Consider the following 23,536-nt stretch of genomic DNA (forward strand, 5'->3'; position numbering starts at 1 on the left):
CCATGACGAGTAACACGATGCCGGAACGCAATAGCGAAGGTTTTCTCGAGAACGCCCAGGCCTGGACAGAAGGTGTAGCAACCGCAATTGCGGCTGAGGATGATATCCAACTTAGCGATAATCACTGGGAAATCATAAAGTTTCTTCGCTCTTTTTATAAAGAGCATGAAATGTCTCCCCCCTCAAATCGGTTGTTCGTGAGGGCGGTGAAGGAAGCACTGGGAGAGGATAAGGGCAACAGCATCTACCTGATGCAGCTGTTTCCCGGCACACCCGCAAAAACTGCCTGCCGGATTGCCGGGCTGCCTCGCCCTACTAACTGTCTTTAGGGCGCTCGGAAGGCTTCCCAGTGTGGTCCCGTTTATTACGCTCAAGATCTGCCGCCGTACCGAGAAAGCTGCTCAGCCCGTTTTCAAATAGCCCGGAGCCGAATTTCAGAAACTGACGCGTTGATTCCTTCACAGTGCCGTCCAGCGCGCTCTCGGGTAGCTCTCGGAGCGTATCTGCTACGCCCTTTTTCACCCCTCGCGTGACCGCCGGCTCAATTTCCCGGGACGCTTCGATCAGTTCGGCGACCTTTCGGTCGAGGTAAGGACGAACGACGAAACGCCAGAACCCTCCGAGGGTGAGAAGCACTGCTGCAACCGTAACTAAAGCTTGAGCTGTGAGTGATGCCCAGAGGGGCATGGCCTTCCTCCTTATGCGCCCGCCAAGGACCAGAGCGCACTTTGCCTAGAATGTCACGTATGTGAGGGACAGAAACTGCACCAGCCCCGCCAGACCGCCGAAAATGCCGCCGACGACCATCAACTGAAATTCCTCCTCCCGGAATGCCGGGCGAAGGATATCCTGGAATTCTGAAGGTTTCAGGGCTTTCATCTGGCCCGAAAGAACTTCCGCCACGATCGGCGCCCGTTCGCGGTTAAATGCGGGGTCACTGAACACATCATGGGTCGCCAGAACCGCCTTCTGGTTCATGGCTTTTTTCAGGTCTGTGTAACCGGTCATGCCCACGGTTACCTGCGCTGTCAGCTTCATAATCACGGAGTTGTCGAGCAAAGGCCGCAGGTGCTTCTGAATAATAGCGCGGGTTCGGTCACCGTGACTGCCGTTAATCATAGCGTCGGCCACTTTTTCCACGGTAATCAGCTCTTCAGCCACCAGCTTCGCCCAGACATCACTGATCTCGGATTGGCGACGGAGGAACAGGCCCTGGATTTTCCAGAACAGAAATTGCCGGGGTTTTAACGGTGCGAAAATCAGATTGATGGCGATCCAGTTGGTCACAAAACCAATCACAAAGCCACCGAGCGGCAGCAGCCAGGGCTCGGGATATCTTGACCAGAGCGGTATCAGAACCGCACCGAGAATACCGCCGATAATAGCGCCCCGGTTAATCACAGACTGGAGCTCAACCGCACCGGCCTGCTTGAAGATCCGGTTCATCAGGTCCGGATGGGTTTCCAGCTCCCGGCTGAGCAGAGCCTTGAGGTCGACCAGCTCATCAAGGTCGTCACCGAAATCCTCCACCAGATCTTCAATCCGCGACGGTAATTGCTCCCTCGCCCACTGATAGATGCGGTTTTTGAGGAATACCGGCAAGTTATCCCAGAGAACCGGCTGGATTTCATACATGACCTCGTCGATGTACTCGTCCATCCTGGGCGTTACCTGTGAAATAACCTGCTCGACAATACGTTGGGGTTCGAGTTTCTGGTAGACAGCGTTCAGATCACCAAACTGCTTCAAAGTCCTGTCGATGCAGATATGGGCCATCTTCTCAGCCTTGCGTGGAATAACGCCCTGCCAGCCAATCAGCCCTATCCCAATAAATTGAACGGGATAGAAAGACATCTGGATAGCAAGCCAATTAGTGAACCAGCCAACCAGGGCGGCCATGAGTGGCAAGGACAGAAGCTCAACGTCGAACAAGTTTGACCCCGGTTTGAGTGTGTAATCCGGATAAGCCGGTGATAATGCCGTTAACGGGCAATCAGGATAGTACCTGTGTGCCGTTTCCGCTTATAGGACCAATAATGAAGTAATTGAACAGTCACCACATTGGCCGTGTAGCCAAGGTGAAACGGGTATTGCGGCTTATCGGGGAGTGCCGCAGCCCAGGGGATGCGGCACCTCAAGGAGAGCATCGCTTATTGGTAGTAGGCGTTTTCTGTGTTGGAGTGGTCGGTTACGTCCCGTACGGCGGTGATTTCCGGCACCCGCTCCTTCAACGTGGATTCAACGCCCTGTTTCAGAGTCAGACTGACCGCGGAACAACCCTGGCAGCCGCCGCCGAAGCGAAGAACAGCCACGGACTCATCAACGATTTCTACCAGGGAAACTTCGCCGCCATGGGACGCCAGATTCGGGTTTATTTCAGACGCCAGGATGTAGTTGACTCGATCCGGCAGGGGGGCGTCGTCATCGATCTTGGGCACCTTGGCATTCGGCGCCTTGATCGTGAGCTGACCACCCATCTGGTCTTTTGAATAGTCTACGTATGCCTCTTCGAGGAAGGGCACGGAGTTGTGGTCCAGATACAGGGTGAATTTTTCCAGATCTACCTGCTCGTCCGTGGGAACCACTTCATTTGGCGGGCAGTAGGCCAGACAGGTTTCGGCATTCTTGGTGCCAGGCTGGGTGACGAAGATCCGGACACCCATACCTTCCACGTCCTGCTTTTCAATAAGTTGTGCGAGATAGTCCCGTGCGGGATCTGTCACAGTAACCAATGCCATGTTTTCAACCCGTTTGAAAGTTTGAACCTATTTTAAGGGAGTTCGCGGGAACATGAAAGACCAAGTAAAATAGTCGGGCTTTACTGAGGTAATGAGTTTCCCCTACGAAAGCTCAATTCTGGAAGGCAATTGATAATGGTCATTCGTACTAAGACGGGCTCAGGCATTTTTGCTATTATCCCGCGCCATTGAATTCAATACAGCGTTATTAACGATACCCGGAAGTAATCCTATGACCGATCGCAAAACCCGTCTCGACCAACTCCACAAGGCCCTGCAGGAACGCATTGTGATCCTTGATGGTGGCATGGGGACTATGATCCAGAATCTGAAACTGGATGAGCAGGCCTTTCGGGGCGATCGGTTTGCCGACTACGAGCGCGAAGTTCAGGGCAATAATGACCTGCTGAACCTGACCCAGCCGGCCCTGCTCCGCAATATTCATGCGGATTATCTGGATGCCGGCTCGGATATCATCGAGACCAACACCTTTAACTCAACACGCCTGTCCCAGGCGGATTACGGCCTTGAGGCAATTGCCAAGGAGCTGAATGTTTCCGCCGCTCAACTGGCCCGGCAGGTCGCGGATGAATATACCGCGAAGGACCCGGCCAAGCCTAGGTTCGTGGCAGGCGCGGTTGGCCCCACATCCCGAACCGCATCCATTTCACCGGATGTTAACAACCCGGGATACCGGAATGTCGATTTCCAGACCCTCGTTGACAATTATTACGAGGCGGTGGAAGGCCTCGTTGAAGGTGGCTGCGATCTCATTCTGATCGAGACCATATTCGATACACTGAACGCCAAGGCCGCGATTTACGCCACCCAGCAGTATTTTGAAGACAGCGGCGTCACTTTGCCGATCATGATTTCAGGCACCATTACGGATGCTTCCGGCCGCACGCTCTCGGGCCAGACCACCGAAGCTTTCTGGAACTCCGTGGCTCATGCCAGACCGATTTCGGTGGGCCTGAACTGCGCCCTCGGTGCCGACGCCCTTCGCCCCTATGTGGAAGAGCTGTCCGCCAAGGCAGAGACCTACGTCAGCGCACACCCCAACGCCGGCCTTCCGAACGAGTTTGGCGAATACGACCAGACGCCGGAGGAAATGGCGGAAATTATTGAAGGCTTCGCCCGGGACGGCTTCCTGAATATCATCGGTGGCTGCTGTGGCTCCCGCCCGGAACACATTGAAGCCATTGCCCAGGCCGTGGCCAAGTATCCGCCACGCAAGATTCCGGAGCGTCCGAAGGTCCTGCGCCTGTCTGGTCTTGAGCCGTTCACCGGCGACGACAACGTTCTGTTTATCAACGTCGGTGAGCGTACCAACGTCACCGGCTCCAAACGTTTCCTGCGGCTGATCAAGGAAGAACAGTACGAAGAAGCCCTGAGCGTTGCCCGGGACCAGGTGGAAAATGGGGCCCAGATCATCGATATCAATATGGATGAGGGCATGCTGGAGTCGAAGGAGGTGATGGTAACCTTCCTGAATCTGGTGGCCTCAGAACCGGATATTTCCCGGGTTCCCATCATGATCGATTCCTCCAAGTGGGATGTCATTGAGGCCGGCCTGCGCTGCATCCAGGGCAAGGCGGTGGTGAACTCCATCAGCCTCAAGGAAGGCGAAGAGGAATTTATCAAACGCGCCAGGGACTGTATGCGTTACGGCGCCGCAGTGGTGGTGATGGCGTTCGATGAGCAGGGCCAGGCAGATACCTATGAGCGCAAAACCCAAATCTGCAAACGCTCCTACGATGTCCTGACCGGCATAGGCTTCAATCCCGGCGATATTATTTTCGACCCGAATATCTTTGCCATAGCCACCGGCATTGAGGAACACAACAACTATGCGGTGGACTTTATCAACGCCACCCGCTGGATTCGCAAGAACCTGCCCCACGCCTCAATCTCCGGCGGCGTAAGCAACGTGTCGTTCTCATTCCGGGGTAACGACGTAGTACGTGAAGCCATCCATTCCGTGTTCCTCTATCACGCCATCAAAGCCGGCATGAACATGGGCATCGTGAATCCCGGGCAGCTGGTCATTTACGATGATATTGAACCGGAACTGAAAGAACTGGTGGAAGATGTTGTCCTGAACCGCCGGGATGATGCCACCGACCGCCTTCTGGAAATCGCTGAGCGCTACAAGGGCAAAGGTGGAAAAACCCAGGAAGAAGACCTCGCCTGGCGTGAGTGGCCGGTTGAAAAGCGCGTGGAGCATGCTCTGGTGAAAGGTATTACGTCCTACATTGTGGATGACACCGAAGCCTGCCGCCTGAGAGCCACCCATCCCATTGAGGTCATTGAAGGTCCGCTGATGGACGGCATGAACGTGGTCGGCGACCTGTTCGGCGACGGCAAGATGTTCCTGCCCCAGGTGGTCAAAAGTGCACGGGTCATGAAACAGGCTGTCGCGCACCTGATCCCCTACATCGAGGCCGAAAAAACCGAAGACCAGAAAGCCAAGGGCAAGATTCTCATGGCGACGGTCAAAGGCGACGTGCACGACATCGGCAAGAACATCGTAGGCGTCGTGCTTCAGTGCAATAACTACGAGGTGATTGATCTGGGCGTCATGGTCCCCTGCGATAAGATCCTGGCTGCTGCAATAAAATATGACGTCGACATCATTGGCCTCAGTGGCCTGATCACTCCCTCCCTGGATGAAATGGTCCACGTTGCCCGTGAAATGCAGCGTCTGGATTTCAATATTCCGCTTATGATTGGTGGTGCAACCACATCCAAAGCCCACACAGCTGTCAAGATCGAGCCCCATTACAAGAACGACATCGCCCTGTACGTGTCGGACGCCTCCCGCTGTGTGAATGTGGCGTCGCAGCTGCTCAGTAAAAACGCCAAACCAGACCTGGTGGCCGCCGCTCGGACCGAGTACGACGAGATCCGTGAGCGCCGCAAAAACCGGGGTGACCGGACCAAGCTGGTATCCCTGAAGGAAGCCCGAGATCGCGCGCCGGACATCAATTTCGAGGGCTATCAGCCGCCGAAGCCTGCATTTACTGGCATCCGGGTGTTTGAGGACTATGACCTCAACGAGCTAATCGATTACATCGACTGGACTCCGTTTTTCATATCCTGGGACATTTCCGGAAAATACCCGGCCATATTCGATGATCCAAAGCGTGGCGAGGCCGCGCGGCATCTGTTTGACGACGCCCAGACCATTCTCCACCGGATGATCGATGAAAAGCGGGTATCTGCTCGTGGAGTCATTGGTTTCTGGCCGGCAAACCGGCGCGGTGACGACATTGTGGTGTACAAGGATGAGTCTCGCTCTGAAGAGCTGACTACCTTGCACCACCTTCGTCAGCAAGACGATAAGGCGCCCGGTAAGCCAATGATCGCCCTTTCCGACTTTGTTGCTCCGGAAGAATCGGAGACCTGCGATTATGTGGGTGGCTTCGCGGTAACCACTGGCGTGGGTGCCGAGGAGTTCTCTGTGGAGTTCAAGGAGGCCAACGACGATTACAATGCAATCATGGTCAAGGCTCTGGCCGACCGGCTGGCTGAGGCGTTTGCCGAGCGCATGCACGAACGGGTTCGACAGGAATTCTGGGGCTACGCCGCCGATGAGCAGCTGGGCAGTGCCGACCTGATCAAGGAACGGTACCGGGGCATTCGTCCTGCGCCGGGCTATCCGGCCTGCCCGGATCACACCGAGAAGGCCACGCTTTTCAAGCTGCTCGATGCCACCGACAAGGCCGGTATCGAACTGACCGAGCATTTTGCCATGTTCCCGACCGCCGCAGTGTCCGGCTGGTACTTTGCCCATCCGGAATCCAAATACTTCGCGGTCGGGAAAATTGGCGTTGATCAGGTTGAGGACTATGCTGAACGCAAAGGCATCTCCAAGGCTGAAGCGGAACGCTGGCTAGCGCCAAGCTTGGCGTACGATCCGGCGGAGTAAGCTTCGGTTTGGAAGATGCACTGTGACTGAAAAAGAAGGAGCGAGGTTATGACGGAGTCATCCGGGTCCGAGAAAAAAGATCAACAAAAACCCAAGGGGCCGGGCGTACTCAAAGTCATGCAGAGCATTCTTGCCGGCGCTTTCGGGGTTCAGTCTGATAAGCGCCGGCAGGAGGATTTTTCAGGCCACAGCCCGTGGCCCTACATTATTGCTGGCGTGTTATTCACCGTCAGCTTCGTGGTGGGGCTGATCGTGATCGTGAACCTGGTTCTGGCCAGCCACTAAACCTATTGGCCGGCCACCCAGATCACCGCAAATGCCACAGCAAGAAATATCAGCAGCACTGCAGCAACGGCATCAGCCTGACTATCCGATCGCGCGTTTTTCTTCATGTCGGTTCCTCTTTCCGGATTCAATGTCGCCTTGTTATTGTCGAAACTACAGCGAGGTGCAACTGCTGCGCTGATATTTTCAGGTTAGGCAGAAAATTGATATCCGTCCAGTGCTTTGTCCCATCTGCTTATCGCCTGAATCGATAAACATATTTGGAAATAATCATTTTAAGAATAAAAACCCGCTGTTATCCTCCACTGAAGATATAAGGCCGCTGGCCTGAATATGATGCTTTCAAGCAGGATCTTCCCATTATGTACGTATACGATGAACACGATCAGCAGCTAGCTGCTGAAAGGGTTGCCCAGTTCCGTGACCAGACCGAGAGGGCTCTGGCCGGTGAACTGGCTGAAGATGAGTTTCTTCCCCTGCGACTGCAGAATGGCCTGTACGTTCAGCGTCTTGCCCCGATGCTCAGGATCTGTGTTCCCTACGGCATGATGCGTTCGGACCAGCTGCGCCGGTTGGCGCGCATCACCCGCGATTACGACAAGGGCTATGCCCACTTTACCACCCGTCAAAATGTTCAGCTGAACTGGCCCGCGCTTGAAGATGTCCCCGATATTCTGGCGGAGCTGGCGGAAGTGGAGATGCATGCCAACCAGACCAGCGGTAACTGCATCCGGAACACCACTACGGATCAGTTTTCAGGGGTTCAGTCTGACGAAATTGCGGACCCGAGACCCTATTGCGAGATCATTCGCCAGTGGTCCACATTCCACCCGGAATTTGCATTCCTGCCCCGTAAATTCAAGGTTGCCGTGAACGCTTCGGAACACACGGATCGTGCTGCCATCCAGGTACACGATATTGGCCTGCAGATGGTCCGTAATGAGGCCGGAGAATTGGGATTCCGGGTACATGTTGGCGGTGGCCTTGGCCGCACACCGATGGTTGGGCCGGTCATTCGTGAGTTCCTTCCCGAGCTGGATCTGCTCACTTATCTGGAGGCCGTGCTTCGGGTCTACAATCGTTACGGTCGCCGGGATAACAAGTTCAAGGCCCGGATCAAAATTCTGGTTAAAGCACTGACGCCGGCAGGGTTTGCCGAGAAAGTGGAAGCCGAGTGGGCTCACATCAAGGACTCCCCTACTCGCCTTACCCGCGAAGCCATTGAGCGAATTCAGGGCTACTTCACGGAACCGGATTACGAAGCACTCGACAACGCCACGGACTTGCTGGCCAGCCAGCGTTTCGAGCACAGAGGTTTCGACCAGTGGCTGACTCACAATGTGGACACCCACAAAAAGCCGGGTTATGCCATTGTTAACCTGACCATGAAGAAAACCGGCACTCCTCCCGGGGATGTTACTGACCGGCAATTGGAACAGATCGCGGATCTGGCCGATGACTACAGCTTTGGCGAAATCCGGGTAACCCACCACCAGAACGTGGTACTTGCAGATGTTCGCCAGGATCAACTACTGGAACTCTGGCAGGCCATCACGCCCATGGGCTTTGGCACCGCGAACCTGAACACGCTGACTGACGTGATTTGCTGCCCCGGCGGAGATTTCTGCGCGCTGGCCAACGCCAAATCGATACCGGTAGCCGAAGCCATCCAGCGGAAGTTCGACGATCTCGATTATCTGTACGATCTGGGCAACATTGATCTGAATATCTCCGGCTGCATGAACGCCTGTGGTCACCACCATGTTGGCAATATCGGGGTTCTCGGTGTCGACAAGAAGGGTGAGGAGTTCTACCAGATCAGTCTGGGCGGCTCGTCCCATCATGATGCCTCGATTGGCAAGATTCTGGGGCCGTCGTTTGCACGGAACGAAATGCCCGAAGTGATCGCCAAGATCATTGATGTATTCGTGGATAAGCGTACGGAAGAGGAGACCTTCCTGGACACTTATCGCCGTGTTGGAATTGATCCTTTCAAGGAGCGGGTTTATGCCTAACGTAATTTCCCGGGATGGCAGCATCCGCCAAGACAACTGGGTTGTGGTTTCCCGCCCTGCCGAGGGTGAATCGCTGGATATTCCCGGTGATCAGCCGGCCCTTATTCCGGCAGACCTGTGGCTGGCCGGCTATGAGCATTTTACGGGCCGCGAGGACATCGGTGTGTGGTTTGACAGCCATGATGAGCCGGAGCTTCTCGAAGGCCGGGTGAATGAGCTGCCGGTGATTGCGGTGAATTTTCCAAAGTTCAGTGATGGCCGTGGTTACAGCATTGCGCGGTTGTTGCGGGAGCGCTTTGGTTATGTAAATGAGTTGCGCGCTGTCGGGGATGTGTTGCTGGATCAGCTGCAGTTTATGAAGCGGTGCGGGTTTGATGCCTATGTGCTTCGCCCTGACAAGGATATTACCAAGGCACAGAGGTGCCTGAACTTCTTCAGCCAGGGCTATCAGGCGGCTACCGATACCGACATTCCCCTCTTCCGGCGTCGGGCCTCTTAGGTACCAAACTTTAAAGTACGAAGAGAGGGGATTCACTTCTTATTTAGAGTGATCCAAAACGATCTTGCCGGCTGACTCACCCTTCAAGAAGGCCTTCAACGCCTCGTCCAGCTCACCCCGCCCGATATCACGGGCCGAAGCTTCAGTCTTCGGGCAGGCCCATTCACCCGCGAACTTCTTCCAGACCGCCTCTTTCTCCGCCAGCGGGATTTCAACGGAATCCACGCCCAGCAGGTTCACGCCCCGCAGGATGAACGGCAGCACGGTGGTCTGAAGGCCCGGGCCGGCGACCAGGCCGCAACAGGAGACCGAGCCACCGGGTAGGATCTGCTTGAGCAGCTCAGCCAGCGGGCCGCCGCCTACGGTGTCTACCGCGTTAGCGAAGACCGGCTTAACCATGGGCTTCTTATCTTCGGCCAGGGTTTCGCGGCCAACGACTTCTTTGGCGCCGAGGGCTTTGAGGTCATCCGCGTGGTCGGCTTTGCCGCTGATCGCGACAACGTCGAAGCCGAGGTTCGAAAGCAGTTCGACAGCGACGGAGCCGACTGCCCCGGAGGCGCCTGAAACAGCTACTTTGCCCTGCTCCGGTTTGGCGCCCATGGTCAGCAGTTTCTGGACGCAGAGGCCCGCGGTAAGGCCGGCGGTACCATAGATCATGGCGGTTCGGGCGCTCCAGCCAGCGGGCATAGGTACGCACCAGGCCGCCGGCACTCTGATGTATTCACCAAATCCGCCGTCAGTGTTCATGCCCAGATCGTAGCCGGTGACGATGACCGGGCTGCCTGTTGATGGGGTTCCCGTGGCGGATTCCACCACTTCGCCGGCGGCGTCGATGCCGGGGGTGTGGGGAAAGGAGCGGCTGACGCCTTTGTTGCCGGAGGCCGAGAGAGCATCCTTGTAGTTGAGCGAGGAGTGGCTGACCCGAATGAGGACTTCGCCTTCAGGGAGGTCAGCGGTACTGAGGGTTTTCTCTGCACCGACATACTCTCCGTTGTGTTCTTCAACACGCCAGGCTTTGAACTCGATGTTGGTTGTCATAGTTGTTCCCCGTTTTTCGGTAAGCTACTGGAATTTCTGGTTGCGGAAGGCACCCAGTACTTTCCAGACGGTATGTTCAAGCGCTGCACTGGTGGCCAGCCCGAGCTTTTCCGGGAGGGTCCGTTTGCGCTGGTATGCTACGGAGACTACGTCTGCCCGGTCGCAGGCCTCAATAAGATATTCGTCGGAGGTCTTGATCTCGTCGATCAGCTTCACCTCCAGTGCCCGTTTGCCAAACCAGATGTCGCCATTGGCGACTGCGGCAATGTCCAGATCCGGCCGGCGTTCACTGACATATTCCTTGAACAGGACGTGGGTATCTTCCAGGTCTTCCAGGAACTTCTGGCGCCCTTTGTCGGAGTTCTCGCCAAAGATGGTCATGGTCCGTTTGTGCTCGCCGGCGGTCAGCACTTCGAAATCGACATCGTTTTTCTGGAGGAAGCGGTGGAAGTTGGGAAGCTGGGCAACCACGCCGATGGAGCCCAAAATGGCAAAGGGTGACGCAACTATTTTGTCTGCCACGCAGGCCATCATGTAACCGCCGCTGGCGGCGACTTTATCGACACAGGCCGTCAGGCGGATACCCTTGGTGCGGATGCGGTCCAATTGGGCGGCTGCAAGGCCGTAGGAGTGAACCAGTCCGCCACCACTTTCGAGGCGAATGACGATTTCGTCTTTTTCCGGTTCAGCCACGCTCAGCACAGCAGTTATGGCCCTGCGTAGAGGGTCAGTGTCGCTGGCTTTGATGTCGCCGTCAAAATCAAGCACGTAGACGCGCCCGCGGCTCTCTTCCACGACCTCATTTTCCTGCTTTTTCGCCTTGGCCGCTTTTTTCTCCGCTTTCTGCTCTTTCTTCCGGGCCTTTTCGAACGCCTTACGTTCGTGGTCAGCCATCAGTCTGGACTGAATGGTCTCACGAAGTTTCCGGTATTTATCATTGAGATTCCGGATCTTGAGCTCTCCCTCGCCTTCATGATCGCCCCGGTCCTTCTGGGCTGCCGACATGATGACAGAGATCACAACCAACGCCGCCACCACAAAGGTCACGATCTTGGCCAAAAACAAACCGTATTCTGTCAGGAACTCCAAAGTGCTTCTCCAACTGATAGTGCAAAGACAAGAGTGTAACTTACCGAATTTATGGTGATAAGGAGAGCAAAAAAATTAAAACAAGCGTTCGATCGACCTTGACAGAACCGACCACTCACCATAAAGTCGGACTCCGAGGTCGGCTCCACGCGGGCGCCCGAACAGGCTCGTGAAGCCACGGGGCATCAAGCCGCCGTCACCATGACAAGACAACCATCAAAAAGGGTAAAACAATGTCTGTAGCTCAGGTATTTGAAACGCTCGAACAGAATTTCAACGCAGACGCTGCGCAGGGCCTGGACCTGGTTTTCCAGTTCGACGTCGAAGACGACAAAACCTACCACCTGGTCATCAACGATGGCACCTGCAAGATGCACGAGGGCGACCATGACGACCCCTCCGTTACCCTGATCATGAATTCCGAAACCCTGAAGGGTATCGTTTCTGGCGAGACTGACGGTATGCAAGCGTTCATGGCTGGTCAGCTGCGCGCTGAAGGCGACATGATGCTGGCTACGAAGCTGGGTGAGCTGTTCAAGATGGGCTGATAGCCCTGACTGAGCAAACAGAAAGCCTGCGCTGTGCGCGGGTTTTTTTATGCCCGGAATCCCTTACTGGTCCCAGAACTGGACTGCTGCCCTCGCCTGGTCATTGACCGGAACCGCGACCAGCCCGGTGGACGATATCCGAACGTCAAAGGTGGCGCCATCACGCATGGGCATGAATGTCGCATTACCGGAGACACCCTCCAGGAATGGAAGATTGAACATCCGGTCCAGCTGCCACAGATCCACCCGGAGTTTCCTGGAAAGACTGATAACGGTCCGGGGTGCGTTGCGTTCTTGCTCCAGAGAAGTATAACGGCCACTCAGGCTTTCGAGTCGGTAGGCAGGGGCGATGCCTAGCCAGTGGACAGGCCCGGTAAACCGGATGATCCTGGCGTCCATCTGCCACTGATCACCGCGAAGTGAGCGCTCGTTGGATGCGCCGCCTTCAACCTGAAGGGTTACCCGCCAGACCTGCTCTGTCTGACGCTTAGTGGAGATAGTTGCAACGGTCTGCAGGCCTTCAAGAGGTTGATAGCTGCCAAGGTTCACCGCAATCACCAAGCTGTACAGGCCCACCAGAATGAGGCTGAATACAACCATCCCCTTCAGCCAGTCGAGCAACCATCGCGGGCGCAGAAAAAACAAAAGGCCAGCAAATACCAGCACTCCACCTGTTACGGTGAGTACAATGATTGCGAGCTCATGGGACATGGGATTAAAGGCCTACATCGTCCAGCGATGATTGGGCGAGTTTCAGCAGGTCAATGTTGCGGTCTTCGCTCTTGCCGATGCTTTCTATGTAATATTCCAGGGACGTCAGGGCATCAGCCAGCGCCTCCAGAACCTGTTCAGCCGGCGCGTCTTTGGCATCCAGAAGGCGGTCCTGAATTGAGGCGGCAACGCGCTCAAGAACGCTGGCAGCGGCAGGGTCGTTCACCATTCGCAAACCGCCCCAGATGCTGTGGAGTGTGGCCGGCAGGTTAGCCAGATGGAGTTTATCGTAGTCGGATTCGATAAAGGCTGTGATCGCCCGTTTTGCCAGGGTCAGCGCACCGCGAGCTTCATCGGCAACCACATAGAGGGCTTCCCTCAGATACACGGACTCTTCCCGCTTTCTCTCGCCGCTGGCCAGACCATCGGTCTCCGAGGTAATGCCACGGGTGACAATCTGCATGACGGCGTCTTCGATACCGAGAACCGAGTCGGCAAGGCGATAGAGTTCTTCTTCACCCGGCAGGCGGGACTCCTCCTCCCAGCTACGCAGTTTACCGGCTTCCTCCCGTGAAACAGCTGCCAGCTTGTTCAGGTCAAGCATGACCAGGGTGTTGGCCAGGCGTTCCAGAGCATCGGCAATAGACGACAGCTCCGCAAGGTCGGGCTCGATTCCGCGCTCGATGATGTCCAGTTTGTCTTTTAGCTGGTTCAGTTCATCCTGTAGAGCTTCCGACAGAGATTTGAGCACGTCCGTCCCCGGACCATACAGACGACGGGCATGGGCTTCGAGCATGGCGTCCGAATAATCGGCCGGGGCGAGGTGGTAGGCAGAAAGAATCTGGGTAATTTCCGGATTGGCGGAGCCGCTCCGGTAAAGCAAATAAACCAGATCACGGATCAGCGAATCCGGTGCGTCTTTGGTTGTTGCGACCTTACCAACATAAACCACTTCCCGGGCGTACTTTTCAATCCGCATGAACATGCGCTTTCGGGCTTTGGTGATCATCATCGCCCGATCAAGCATGGTCTCAGCCACAATACCCACCAGGCACCACATCTGGCCCATGGGGGCGCCCTGGCAAAGCCGGGCGAAACCCCGCGCCGCGCGCCCGATCAGCTTTTTGTTCACCGCATCATTGCGCTCGTGGAGCATTCCCAGAAGTGCAACCTGGAAGGTAAGTCGCATGCGCCGGGCCAATATTTCGTACTCGGCTTCATCACCTTCGAACAACGGAACAGAGAAACCGGCACAGAAATCCGGCCGCTCCTTGACGTCGACATCAAAAAAACAGGATTCTGGATAGGGCTTTTCCTTGCGGGCTTCCCGGAGATCGTTGATGACCGGCAACAGAAGCTCCGGGTGATCTTCCCGTTGCTGGTGGTAGTACTCCACGTACCGGCGAAGAATAAACAGTGCGCTGTTCAGTGTGGTCAGGAGGATGTTTTTATCGTCATTGGCGCCAACGGGTACATCGTTGGCCATGGTCACCGCTTCCTGGCAAAGCAGGGTGCCGCCCCGCAGTTCCACCAGAATAAAAATACCCCTTAACTGGTTGATGAAATCAACACAGTTCTGGAGATCCTCACCTCTTTCGCGGTTTTCCTGAAAGCGTTCAAGGCTGGATTCTGCCTGCTTGATGGTCTGTTCTATTTCACTTTTGACCAAATCAAACGACTGCGATTTCGTCGCGAGAGACGACTGAACCATAAACGCTTCCCGTTAACTTTGCGGAGACTACCGCATCCTCTTTGGTGGATATTGGCCCGGCGATGGCGAACAAGGCCTTTTTGTTATGAGCCGGTCTAACCCTTTTCCGGCCAAAGCGAGCTCGCAAAAAACTCGCGAACTTATCATTACTTATAACACAAAACTCAAGTAGCTCAAGAAAGGCGGAATGTAACATTTGGTACAGGCCGACGCAGTTCTCATTCCGTGCTCTGGAGTTTGCCCCACACGGTTTCGCCGGCCTGTTTTTCAAGGCGGGACATGAATTCTTCGTGGGCATCACGTTCCGATTCGGAAGCCCGGACCACGGTCAACGGTTCCCTGTCTGATGACAATCTTCGGATACCGCTGGCACCACCCCCATTTTCGGCATTGGCATCCAGAGACAGCGCGGTCTGTCCGCCCGTCAGCAATAAATAGACATCGGCCAGAATCTCGGCGTCCAGCAACGCTCCGTGAAGATCCCGGTTACTGTTATCAACACCGTAGCGCTTACACAGGGCATCCAGGTTGTTTTTCTGCCCTGGGTGTCGGGCCCGAGCAATGGCCAGGGAGTCCACGACGCCACAATGGTCGGCGGTTTTTCGCACCGGTTTCAGACGTGCGAATTCGGCATCCATGAAGCCCACGTCGAACGCGGCATTATGGATAACCAGCTCTGCACCCTTGATAAACTCGAAGAACTCGTCGGCAATTTCGGCAAACTTCGGCTTGTCGACAAGGAATTCGTTGGTAATCCCGTGAATGGTGATGGCTTCAGCCTCAACCTCACGCTCCGGATTAACATATACATGGTAGTTGCGCCCGGTGAGTTGGCGCTCCATTAATTCAACGCAGCCAATCTCGATGATCCGGTGGCCGTCTGACGGGTCGATGCCCGTGGTTTCTGTATCCAGTACGATCTGTCTCATTACCTGTACCCGGTTATCTACATTCTGTTATTCGGGAGCCTAAGCATTTGCGAGCTCTTCAACCCCACGGTTAGCGAGTTCGTCGGCCAGTTCGTTGTCAGGAACGCCGGAATGGCCCTTGACCCAATGCCAGTTGACTTTGTGTCTTGCGACCTCGCCGTCCAGTTCCCGCCAGAGATCTTCATTCTTCACCGGCTTTTTGGCTGAGGTTTTCCAGCCATTGCGCTTCCACCCTGCCATCCATTCGGTGATACCTTTCCGAACGTACTGCGAGTCAGTGAACAGCTCCACCTCACAAGAACGCTTGAGCGCTTCCAGCCCCCGGATAGCGGCCATAAGTTCCATTCTATTGTTGGTGGTCGCTGCCTCGCCGCCGTGCAGCGTTTTCCGACGATCGCCGTAACGCAATACAACGCCCCATCCTCCGGGGCCCGGGTTGCCTTTACAGGCGCCATCGGTGTAAAGGATTACCTTGCCGGCCATTCAGTCTCCTGGATCAGTCAGTCAATGTGTCATTCAGTTTTGGTATTTGTGTTCCGTTTCCGCTGCAATTCCCCGGCTACAACCCCGTGAGGCACCGACCGTCCCGGTTCCCGTCAGGCTGATTACCTTGCTCTGGCGCCAGGCAGGTCGCCTGGGAATCCGGGCATGCACGCGTTTTTTCGCAAGGATACAGTAATAGGCTCCCACCGGCAGGAATCTGTTTCCCGATAGGCGGTTATCAATCCGGCTGACAGCCTTCCGGCCACTTCGTTGTAGAGGTGATCTGAAAAACCGCGTAACCGATGCCTCAACGTTGAAGCCTAATAGATGAAGCCAGTCCTCCATGCGCCCCCGCAGCAGGAAACGACCGCCCCACGGCCCCTCGTTGCTCCGGGATATGAGTTTCCGAACACCCCAGAGGCTGAGGGGATTAAAACCGATCAGGGCCATTGTGCCCTCCCCCCTGAGCACTCGCGCAGCCTCCCGGATAACTTCGTGCGGATAGGGTGAAAAATCGGCAGTGTGGTGCAGCACCACCAGGTCCATGGAATCACCGGGAAATGCCAGCTCGTCGGCGTCACAAATGGCGACACCATCGGGTATCTGAGGATTCCAACGGGGAGTTGTCATGATTCGCTGAGCAAAATCAGTACCGGTAGCCAGAGGAAGCCGGTGGCTCACGCCAACCTGAAGTTGCCTCGCGCCGGTCAGGCGCTGCAACTCCGCATCGACAAATCGCCGCTGATCAGCGAGCAGTGCCCTTCCCAGAGGCGTCTGGAACCAGCGTTCGAAACTTTCGTGCCTGGCCGAAAAATCAACTGCGTCGGATTTAATCACCGTTGCGCCACTCCAAGGAGGCCGAACCTGTGGTTGGGGCCTTGTGTTTAATGCTCTATCATATCAGTCACATTCGATAAGCACATGTGGGGCCCTATGCTGACCATTTCCGCGATACCTGCCTTCAGTGACAACTACATCTGGTGTCTGTCTGACGCCTCCAGTGGCAAGGCCCTGATCGTGGACCCCGGACAGGCACAACCGGTTCTCGACCACCTGACCGCACAGCATCTGACTCTGGATACCATTCTGGTTACCCATCACCATCCGGACCACGTCGGAGGCGTCAAGGAACTCCGAGCAGCCTTCCCTGACTGCCGGGTGACGGGTCCTGCCGACTCTCCGTTCCAGGGCGGCACCAACAAAGTCCACCCGGGCGACGAGGTGATCTGGGAAGACATAACCTTCCAGGTGCTCGGTGTGCCGGGCCATACCCTTGATCACATTGCCTACTTTACCGATGTCGAGGTTGCAGGGCGGCCGGTTCTTTTCTGCGGCGACACCTTGTTCGTATGTGGTTGCGGACGGTTATTTGAAGGCTCGCCAGAGCAGATGCGCCAATCCCTGCAGACCTTGCGGGCTTTGCCGGGCAAGACCGCAGTCTATTGCGCTCATGAATACACTCTGGCGAACCTTCGCTTTGCCCGCAGCTGGCTGCCCCGGGATGACGCATTGAAGGATTTTGAGGAACAGTGCCAGACGGCGAGGGCCGCAGGCAAAGCCACAGTTCCCTCGGTTCTGGAAGATGAAAGGCGCCTGAACCCGTTTCTGCGCTGGGACGATCCTGCGGTTGTTGATGCTGCAAGGTCCTACTGTGCCAGAGAGGGACTGCCCGCCGATTCGGATAACGCCATATTTGCCGCCATAAGACACGGCAAGGACAACTTCTGACGCCGGGGTGTACGCGATTAACAAATCCTCTCATCGACGTAACGAGAGGTTTCTTGACCCCCTGAAAAGCGGTCCCATAGAATCATTTCAACTTTGTGACCGTAAATTATTCAATATGCCGGAGTTTCAGACGTGGAACCCGGCTTCAACTGGAACCGGATGTCTCTTATGTCGGTCAGACGATTGTCGTTTGTGTTTCTCACCGGAGCCCTCCTTAGCGGATGCAGCATTCTGGACGGACAGGCTCAGGAAAACCCCCTGAACTCCGAAAAGGTTACTGTGGCAGCGGGTGACGACGGCCTTAAACAGTCCGTTGAATCCGGAAAGAACGCAGAAGCTGCCCGTAATGAGCCGCTGGATGAAGCCATAGCGCCTGAGCTAAAGGCCGCGGCGAGGAATGCCCGCGACAAACTTGACAACCCGCTCCAGGATCCCCCTGAAGCGGAGGTTGCCGAGAAAGATCTTTGGGCAAGACTCCGGTCCGGGTTTGAACTGAATCATGACGTGGATAACGAGCGCGTTCGTGACCAGCTGAACTGGTATGCCAGTCACCCGGGTTACATCGACCGGGTGGTCGAGCGGGGAAGCCGTTACCTGCATTACATTCTGAACCAGACGGAAAAACGGGGGCTTCCTGCGGAATACGCCCTGTTACCCGTGGTTGAAAGCGCTTTCGATCCTTTCGCTTACTCTCATGGTCGCGCCGCAGGCCTTTGGCAGTTTATTCCCTCAACCGGTAAATATTTCGGACTGACCCAGAGCTGGTGGCATGATGAACGCCGAGATGTGGTGTCTGCGACCGATGCCGCCCTCACCTATCTTGAGCGCCTGGCAAACCGGTTCGATGGTGACCCTACCCTGGCATTGGCCGCCTATAATAGCGGTGGTGGCACTGTATCCAGCGCCATGCGCCGTAATCGCAATAGCAAGAGACCCACTGACTTCTGGTCACTCCAGCTGCCACGGGAAACCCGCCACTACGTGCCGAAGCTCATCGCGCTCGCGAAGATCTTTGACAATCCCGAGGCCTATGGCATCGAGTTACCTCCACTAAAAGACGAACCCTATTTCGAAATCGTCGAAACCGGATCCCAACTGGATCTTGCCCAGGCGGCCGAAATGGCCGGCGTGGATATTGATGAAATCTACCTGCTCAACCCCTCTTATAACCGCTGGGCAACCACCCCTGAAGGCCCGCACCGTTTGCTAATACCAGTCGAAAATGCGGAAACCTTCCGTTCAATGCTGGCGCAGATGCCGGCCAAAAACCGGGTTTCCTGGCGTAATTATGTGGTGAAATCCGGCGACAGCCTGAACTCCATCTCCAGAAACTTTTCGACAACGCCCTCGGTGCTTCAGCAAGTCAATAACCTGAACAGTGACCTGATCCGGATCGGCCAACGTCTATTGATACCCTCTGCCTCCAAGGCCGGTGCCGCCTATGCCCTCAGTGCTTCCCAACGGCTTGAGCGCAAGCAGTCCCGAGAAAGGGACGGCAACAAGGTTCAGTACACGGTTCGCAAGGGAGATACTTTCTGGGACATTGCCCGCGAGCACCGGGTGTCGGTACGTCAGGTTGCGGCTTGGAATGGCATGGCACCGGGTGACCCTCTGATGCCTGGCAAGAATCTCGTTATCTGGTCCAAAACCAGCCAGCCGACGGTGGTTGCAACCAACAGCACCCGTGGCAAGGCGATGGTTCGCAAGGTGGGCTACCGTGTTCGCAAAGGTGACTCCCTTGCTCGCATCGCCAGCCGGTTTTCCGTGAATGTGCGGGACATCGCAAGCTGGAACGACCTGAACACCTCGCGTTATCTGCAACCTGGACAAAGTCTGGTACTCTACGTTGACATCCGAAACAGTCCCTGACGTGCGAGACTCATGACAAGAAACCGGAAAGCCTCAACCCTTACGTCACTCTTTTCAGCACTGGCGCTCGTCGCTCTTCCCGTTTTCTCCCAGGTTTCTGCCGCAGAACCGGCAGAACCTAGGCATGGCATTGCCATGCACGGGGAGCCGAAATATCCGACCGGGTTCAGCCACTTTGACTACGTAAATCCAGAAGCGCCTAAGGGCGGCACCGTGAAGATGGCCGTCGTCGCCAACGGGTTCGATTCCTTCAACCCTTTCGATATCCGGGGCGTGGCCGCAGCGGGCATCAGCACCTACCTTTACGACACTCTGCTGGAATCCTCCGATGATGAGCCGTTTTCAGCCTATGGCCTGATTGCCGAATCCCTGGAAACACCCGAGGACCGCAGTTACGTGGTGTTTAACCTCCGGGAACAGGCAAGATTTCAGGATGGCGAACCGATCAGCGCCGAGGATGTGAAGTTTTCATTCGAGACCCTGACCACGAAGGGCCACCCCTTTTTCAGAAACTATTACGCGGACGTCAGCAAGGTAACCATTGAAGGGCCTCGTCGTATCCGTTTTGACTTCAGCGACACAAGTAACCGGGAACTGCCACTAATTCTCGGGCAAATGCCTATACTTCCAGCCCATTACTGGCAAAGCCACGAATTCGGAGAGAACGGCCTTACCCCCCCGGTTGGCAGTGGCCCTTACCGCATCGGCAGCTTTGAGGCCGGGCGCTCGATCACCTATGAGAGAATTGAGGACTACTGGGCCAAGGATCTGGGTGTTCGCAAAGGCCGGTTCAACTTCGACCAGATTACCTACGACTACTACACCGATGACACCGTTGCCCTGGAGGGCTTCAAGGCTGGCAGCTTTGACTTTCGGCTGGAGTCCTCGGCCAAGAACTGGGCCACCGCCTATACCGGTGACAGGTTCGAAAACGGAACGATCGTAAAGGAAGCCATTGAGCATCATCGTCCGACCGGTATGCAGGGCTTTGCCTTCAACGCCCGCAGAGACGTGTTTTCCGATCCTCTGGTCCGCGAAGCCCTTGCCTACGGATTCGACTTTGAGTGGGCCAACAAAAACCTTTTCTTCGGCCAGTACACTCGCACTGACAGCTATTTTGAGAACAGCGAACTTGCATCATCAGGCCTTCCCCAGGGCCGAGAACTGCAAATACTGGAACCTTTCCGGGATCGGCTCACCGACGCTGTTTTCACCGAGGAGTACACCCCACCAAAAACAGAAGGCCAGGCTGGCTTGCGGCAGAATCTGAAAACCGCGCTGGAACTCCTCAGGAAGGCCGGGTACGAAATTCGCGATGGCAAGATGGTGCATGGGGAAACCGGAGAACCATTGGCGTTCGAGATCCTGTTGTTCCAGAAAAGCTTTGAGCGGGTTGTGCTCCCCTTCAAGAACAACCTCACCCGGCTGGGTATCGATGTCACCGTCCGACTGGTAGACAGCAACCAGTACATTCAGCGCCTGCGGGAGTTCGATTACGACATGATAACCCAGGTTATCGGGCAGTCAGACTCACCGGGTAATGAGCAACGGGAATACTGGCACTCGTCCACGGTCAACGCGAAGGGATCCCGTAACTACATGGGCGTGAGTGATCCGGTGGTCGATGCACTGGTCGAGATGGTAATTCAGGCTCCCAACCGGGAAGAGCTGGTGTACCGGACAAGGGCCCTTGACCGGGTTCTGCTGAACGGCCATTACGTGATTCCTCACTGGCATCTGACCACTGACCGCGTCGCCTATTGGAACTTCCTGAAGCGTCCCGCGGAGACACCGAAAAACGGCGTCGATCTGAACAACTGGTGGGCGAAGCCCTGAGGAATCGGCCGCTACATGGGCATTTACATACTCAGGCGTCTGGCGCTGATCATCCCCACCCTGATCGGCATCATGCTACTCAACTTTGTGATCGTTCAGGCCGCCCCGGGCGGTCCGGTTGAGCAGCTTATCGCGGAGATGGAAGGCCACGGCGGCAGTGCCCTGGCTAGGGCGTCCGGTGGCGGCAGCGAAGGAGAAGTTTCCAGTTCTTCCGGCGATACCCGGGGCTCCAGGGGCATTCCCGAGGAGCTTCTGAAAGAGATCGAAGTGATGTACGGCTTCGACAAGCCGGCCCACGAGCGGTTTTTCAAGATGCTGAGAGACTACGCCACTTTCAACTTCGGCGACTCATTCTTTCGCGAAAAGAGTGTTATTGATCTGATCCTGGACAAGATGCCTGTGTCCATCTCGCTCGGCCTCTGGTCGACCCTGATTATCTATTTCATTTCTATTCCCCTGGGCATCCGCAAGGCCGTCAACGACGGCTCCCGATTTGACGTCTGGACCAGCTCGGCCATCGTGGTCGGTTATGCCATACCGGGTTTCCTGTTCGCCATCCTGCTGATTGTCCTGTTCGCCGGCGGCAGCTATTTCGACTGGTTTCCGCTGCGGGGGCTCACGTCTTCGAACTTTGAGGAAATGACCTGGTACCAGAAGGTTGGTGATTATTTCTGGCATCTGGCCTTGCCGGTTACGGCTAACGTCATTGGCGGTTTCGCCACGCTGACGCTGCTCACCAAGAACTCCTTCCTTGATGAAATCGGGAAGCAATATGTGGTGACTGCAAGGGCCAAGGGGCTCGACGACAAAGAAGTGCTTTACGGGCACGTCTTCCGCAACGCCATGCTGATTGTTATTGCCAGCCTGCCCGGAGTTCTGGTTGCCCTGTTCTTTACTGGCTCGCTTCTGATTGAAGTCATCTTCTCCCTGGATGGCCTGGGGCTGCTCGGGTTCGAAGCAGCCCTGAACCGGGATTACCCGGTAATTTTTGGTACGCTGTATATATTCACGCTGATGGGCCTGATACTGAAACTGATCAGCGATATCACCTATGTGCTGGTGGACCCCCGAATCGACTTTGAAAGCAGGGAGGGTGCGTGAGCTTCCGGTCGCTGACACCCATCCAGCAAAGACGATTAAGGAACTTCCGGAAAAACCGCCGGGGATTCTGGTCACTCTGGCTGTTCCTCGGGCTCTTCGGCCTTTCCCTGGTGGCCGAGCTGATTGCCAACGACTCCCCATTGATTGTTTCCTACAATGGAGAGTTCTATTTTCCGGTTGTTGAATCCGTTCCGGAGGAAACGTTTGGCGGCTTCCTGCCGACTGAAGCCAATTATCGGGATCCTTTCATTTCCGACGAGATCAAGGCCAATGGCTGGATGCTCTGGCCTCCGATCCGGTTCAGTTACAATACGATTAATTACGATCTGGATGTCCCTTCGCCGGCTCCGCCCAGCGCCGAAAACTGGCTGGGAACCGATGATCAGGGCCGGGACGTGGCTGCCAGGGTTATCTATGGTTTCCGCATTTCCGTGCTCTTTGGTCTGACCCTGACCTTCGCCAGCTGCATAGTCGGTGTTGTTGTCGGGGCCATTCAGGGCTTCTACGGCGGCAAAATCGATCTGGTTGGCCAGCGTTTCATCGAAATCTGGTCGGGTCTACCGGTACTTTATCTTCTGATCATCCTGTCCAGTATTGTTCAGCCAAATTTCTGGTGGCTGCTCGGGATTATGCTGCTGTTCAGCTGGATGGGGCTGGTGGATGTGGTACGTGCAGAATTCCTGCGGGCCCGTAATTTTGAATATGTGAAGGCTGCCCGGGCCCTGGGGCTGGACAACGGCAAGATCATGTTCCGGCATATTCTGCCCAACGCCATGGTAGCCACCCTCACCTTCTTGCCCTTTATCCTGACCGGCGCAATTACGGGTCTTACCTCCCTGGATTTCCTGGGCTTTGGTCTGCCCTCGGGCTCACCATCCCTCGGCGAACTGATCGCCCAGGGAAAAGCCAATCTACATGCACCGTGGCTCGGTATTTCCGCGTTTGTATCCCTGTCGCTGATGCTCACCCTGCTGGTGTTTGTCGGCGAAGCCGTTCGTGATGCCTTTGATCCGAGAAAGAGCTGA

The 23,536-nt window shown here is 55.7% G+C and carries 21 protein-coding genes; 11 read left to right on the top strand and 10 right to left on the bottom strand.

All coding sequences use genetic code 11. The features are described 5' to 3' along the window. The first annotated feature begins 2 nt into the window (after positions 1–2). Positions 3–329: a TusE/DsrC/DsvC family sulfur relay protein gene (locus ACN0XM_RS09555; protein ID WP_417566708.1), complete on the top strand. Its 327-nt coding sequence runs from the start codon at positions 3–5 to the stop codon at positions 327–329. Here ACN0XM_RS09555 and ACN0XM_RS09560 read toward each other — a convergent pair. From ACN0XM_RS09560 to nfuA, 3 genes are all read right to left on the bottom strand, one after another. Further along, positions 316–687: a hypothetical protein gene (locus ACN0XM_RS09560; RefSeq protein WP_417566709.1), complete on the bottom strand. Its 372-nt coding sequence runs from the start codon at positions 685–687 to the stop codon at positions 316–318. The two genes, ACN0XM_RS09555 and ACN0XM_RS09560, sit on opposite strands and share 14 nt — an antisense overlap. Positions 688–732: 45 nt before the next feature. Then, on the bottom strand, positions 733–1,932 hold the full coding sequence (locus tag ACN0XM_RS09565) for a DUF445 domain-containing protein (protein ID WP_417566710.1): 1,200 nt from the start codon (positions 1,930–1,932) through the stop codon (positions 733–735). Positions 1,933–2,150: 218 nt separating this feature from the next. Next, entirely contained in the window at positions 2,151–2,738 is a 588-nt protein-coding gene (gene nfuA / locus ACN0XM_RS09570) for a Fe-S biogenesis protein NfuA (RefSeq protein ID WP_417566711.1), read from the bottom strand. A 232-nt stretch (positions 2,739–2,970) separates the two neighbouring features. On the opposite strand from nfuA, the gene metH reads away from it, so the two are divergent. The 4 genes from metH to ACN0XM_RS09590 all read left to right on the top strand — a co-directional run bounded on the left by metH (position 2,971) and on the right by ACN0XM_RS09590 (position 9,468). Beyond that, a complete protein-coding gene (metH, locus tag ACN0XM_RS09575; RefSeq protein ID WP_417566712.1) occupies positions 2,971–6,669 on the top strand; it encodes a methionine synthase in 3,699 nt (1,232 codons plus the stop codon). A gap of 48 nt (positions 6,670–6,717) precedes the next feature. Then, complete coding sequence (locus ACN0XM_RS09580; RefSeq protein WP_417566713.1) at positions 6,718–6,954, top strand: DUF2970 domain-containing protein; 237 nt, start codon at positions 6,718–6,720, stop codon at positions 6,952–6,954. Positions 6,955–7,316: 362 nt separating this feature from the next. Beyond that, the gene (locus ACN0XM_RS09585) at positions 7,317–8,969 is read left to right on the top strand and encodes a nitrite/sulfite reductase (RefSeq protein ID WP_417566714.1); all 1,653 of its coding nucleotides are present in this window, start codon (positions 7,317–7,319) and stop codon (positions 8,967–8,969) included. Further along, a complete protein-coding gene (locus ACN0XM_RS09590) occupies positions 8,962–9,468 on the top strand; it encodes a DUF934 domain-containing protein (RefSeq protein ID WP_417566715.1) in 507 nt (168 codons plus the stop codon). Before ACN0XM_RS09585 ends, ACN0XM_RS09590 begins: the two co-directional genes overlap by 8 nt. Positions 9,469–9,507: 39 nt before the next feature. Here the strand turns inward: ACN0XM_RS09590 and ACN0XM_RS09595 are convergent, their stop codons facing one another. Both ACN0XM_RS09595 and sohB read right to left on the bottom strand, forming a co-directional pair. Beyond that, a complete protein-coding gene (locus tag ACN0XM_RS09595) occupies positions 9,508–10,506 on the bottom strand; it encodes a YhdH/YhfP family quinone oxidoreductase (protein ID WP_417566716.1) in 999 nt (332 codons plus the stop codon). Positions 10,507–10,530: 24 nt separating this feature from the next. Further along, a complete protein-coding gene (sohB, locus tag ACN0XM_RS09600) occupies positions 10,531–11,595 on the bottom strand; it encodes a protease SohB (protein WP_417566717.1) in 1,065 nt (354 codons plus the stop codon). Between the two features lie 233 nt (positions 11,596–11,828). On the opposite strand from sohB, the gene ACN0XM_RS09605 reads away from it, so the two are divergent. Continuing rightward, positions 11,829–12,143, top strand: a complete 315-nt coding sequence (locus tag ACN0XM_RS09605) for an SCP2 sterol-binding domain-containing protein (protein ID WP_417566718.1) — start codon at positions 11,829–11,831, stop codon at positions 12,141–12,143. Between the two features lie 63 nt (positions 12,144–12,206). On the opposite strand, the gene ACN0XM_RS09610 is transcribed toward ACN0XM_RS09605, so the two are convergent. From ACN0XM_RS09610 to ACN0XM_RS09630, 5 genes are all read right to left on the bottom strand, one after another. Continuing rightward, the gene (locus ACN0XM_RS09610; RefSeq protein WP_417566719.1) at positions 12,207–12,854 is read right to left on the bottom strand and encodes a multidrug transporter; all 648 of its coding nucleotides are present in this window, start codon (positions 12,852–12,854) and stop codon (positions 12,207–12,209) included. A gap of 4 nt (positions 12,855–12,858) precedes the next feature. Beyond that, on the bottom strand, positions 12,859–14,565 hold the full coding sequence (locus tag ACN0XM_RS09615) for a chemotaxis protein (RefSeq protein ID WP_417566720.1): 1,707 nt from the start codon (positions 14,563–14,565) through the stop codon (positions 12,859–12,861). A 218-nt stretch (positions 14,566–14,783) separates the two neighbouring features. After that, positions 14,784–15,494: a DNA polymerase III subunit epsilon gene (dnaQ, locus tag ACN0XM_RS09620; protein WP_417566721.1), complete on the bottom strand. Its 711-nt coding sequence runs from the start codon at positions 15,492–15,494 to the stop codon at positions 14,784–14,786. A 39-nt stretch (positions 15,495–15,533) separates the two neighbouring features. Beyond that, complete coding sequence (gene rnhA / locus ACN0XM_RS09625) at positions 15,534–15,977, bottom strand: ribonuclease HI (RefSeq protein WP_417566722.1); 444 nt, start codon at positions 15,975–15,977, stop codon at positions 15,534–15,536. Between the two features lie 33 nt (positions 15,978–16,010). Beyond that, positions 16,011–16,814: a class I SAM-dependent methyltransferase gene (locus ACN0XM_RS09630; protein ID WP_417566723.1), complete on the bottom strand. Its 804-nt coding sequence runs from the start codon at positions 16,812–16,814 to the stop codon at positions 16,011–16,013. A gap of 96 nt (positions 16,815–16,910) precedes the next feature. Between ACN0XM_RS09630 and gloB the strand changes: the two genes are divergently transcribed. The 5 genes from gloB to ACN0XM_RS09655 all read left to right on the top strand — a co-directional run bounded on the left by gloB (position 16,911) and on the right by ACN0XM_RS09655 (position 23,536). Continuing rightward, a complete protein-coding gene (gene gloB, locus ACN0XM_RS09635; RefSeq protein ID WP_417566724.1) occupies positions 16,911–17,705 on the top strand; it encodes a hydroxyacylglutathione hydrolase in 795 nt (264 codons plus the stop codon). A 168-nt stretch (positions 17,706–17,873) separates the two neighbouring features. Beyond that, a complete protein-coding gene (locus tag ACN0XM_RS09640; RefSeq protein WP_417566725.1) occupies positions 17,874–19,574 on the top strand; it encodes a LysM peptidoglycan-binding domain-containing protein in 1,701 nt (566 codons plus the stop codon). 12 nt (positions 19,575–19,586) lie between these two features. Then, entirely contained in the window at positions 19,587–21,410 is a 1,824-nt protein-coding gene (locus ACN0XM_RS09645; RefSeq protein ID WP_417566726.1) for an extracellular solute-binding protein, read from the top strand. 15 nt (positions 21,411–21,425) lie between these two features. Continuing rightward, positions 21,426–22,511, top strand: coding sequence for a microcin C ABC transporter permease YejB (locus tag ACN0XM_RS09650; protein ID WP_417566727.1), 1,086 nt, complete (start codon positions 21,426–21,428; stop codon positions 22,509–22,511). Next, the gene (locus ACN0XM_RS09655) at positions 22,508–23,536 is read left to right on the top strand and encodes an ABC transporter permease (protein ID WP_417566728.1); all 1,029 of its coding nucleotides are present in this window, start codon (positions 22,508–22,510) and stop codon (positions 23,534–23,536) included. The genes ACN0XM_RS09650 and ACN0XM_RS09655 overlap by 4 nt, the downstream gene beginning before the upstream one ends.

The sequence above is a fragment of the Marinobacter sp. genome (assembly GCF_048269445.1).
Lineage (GTDB): Bacteria > Pseudomonadota > Gammaproteobacteria > Pseudomonadales > Oleiphilaceae > Marinobacter.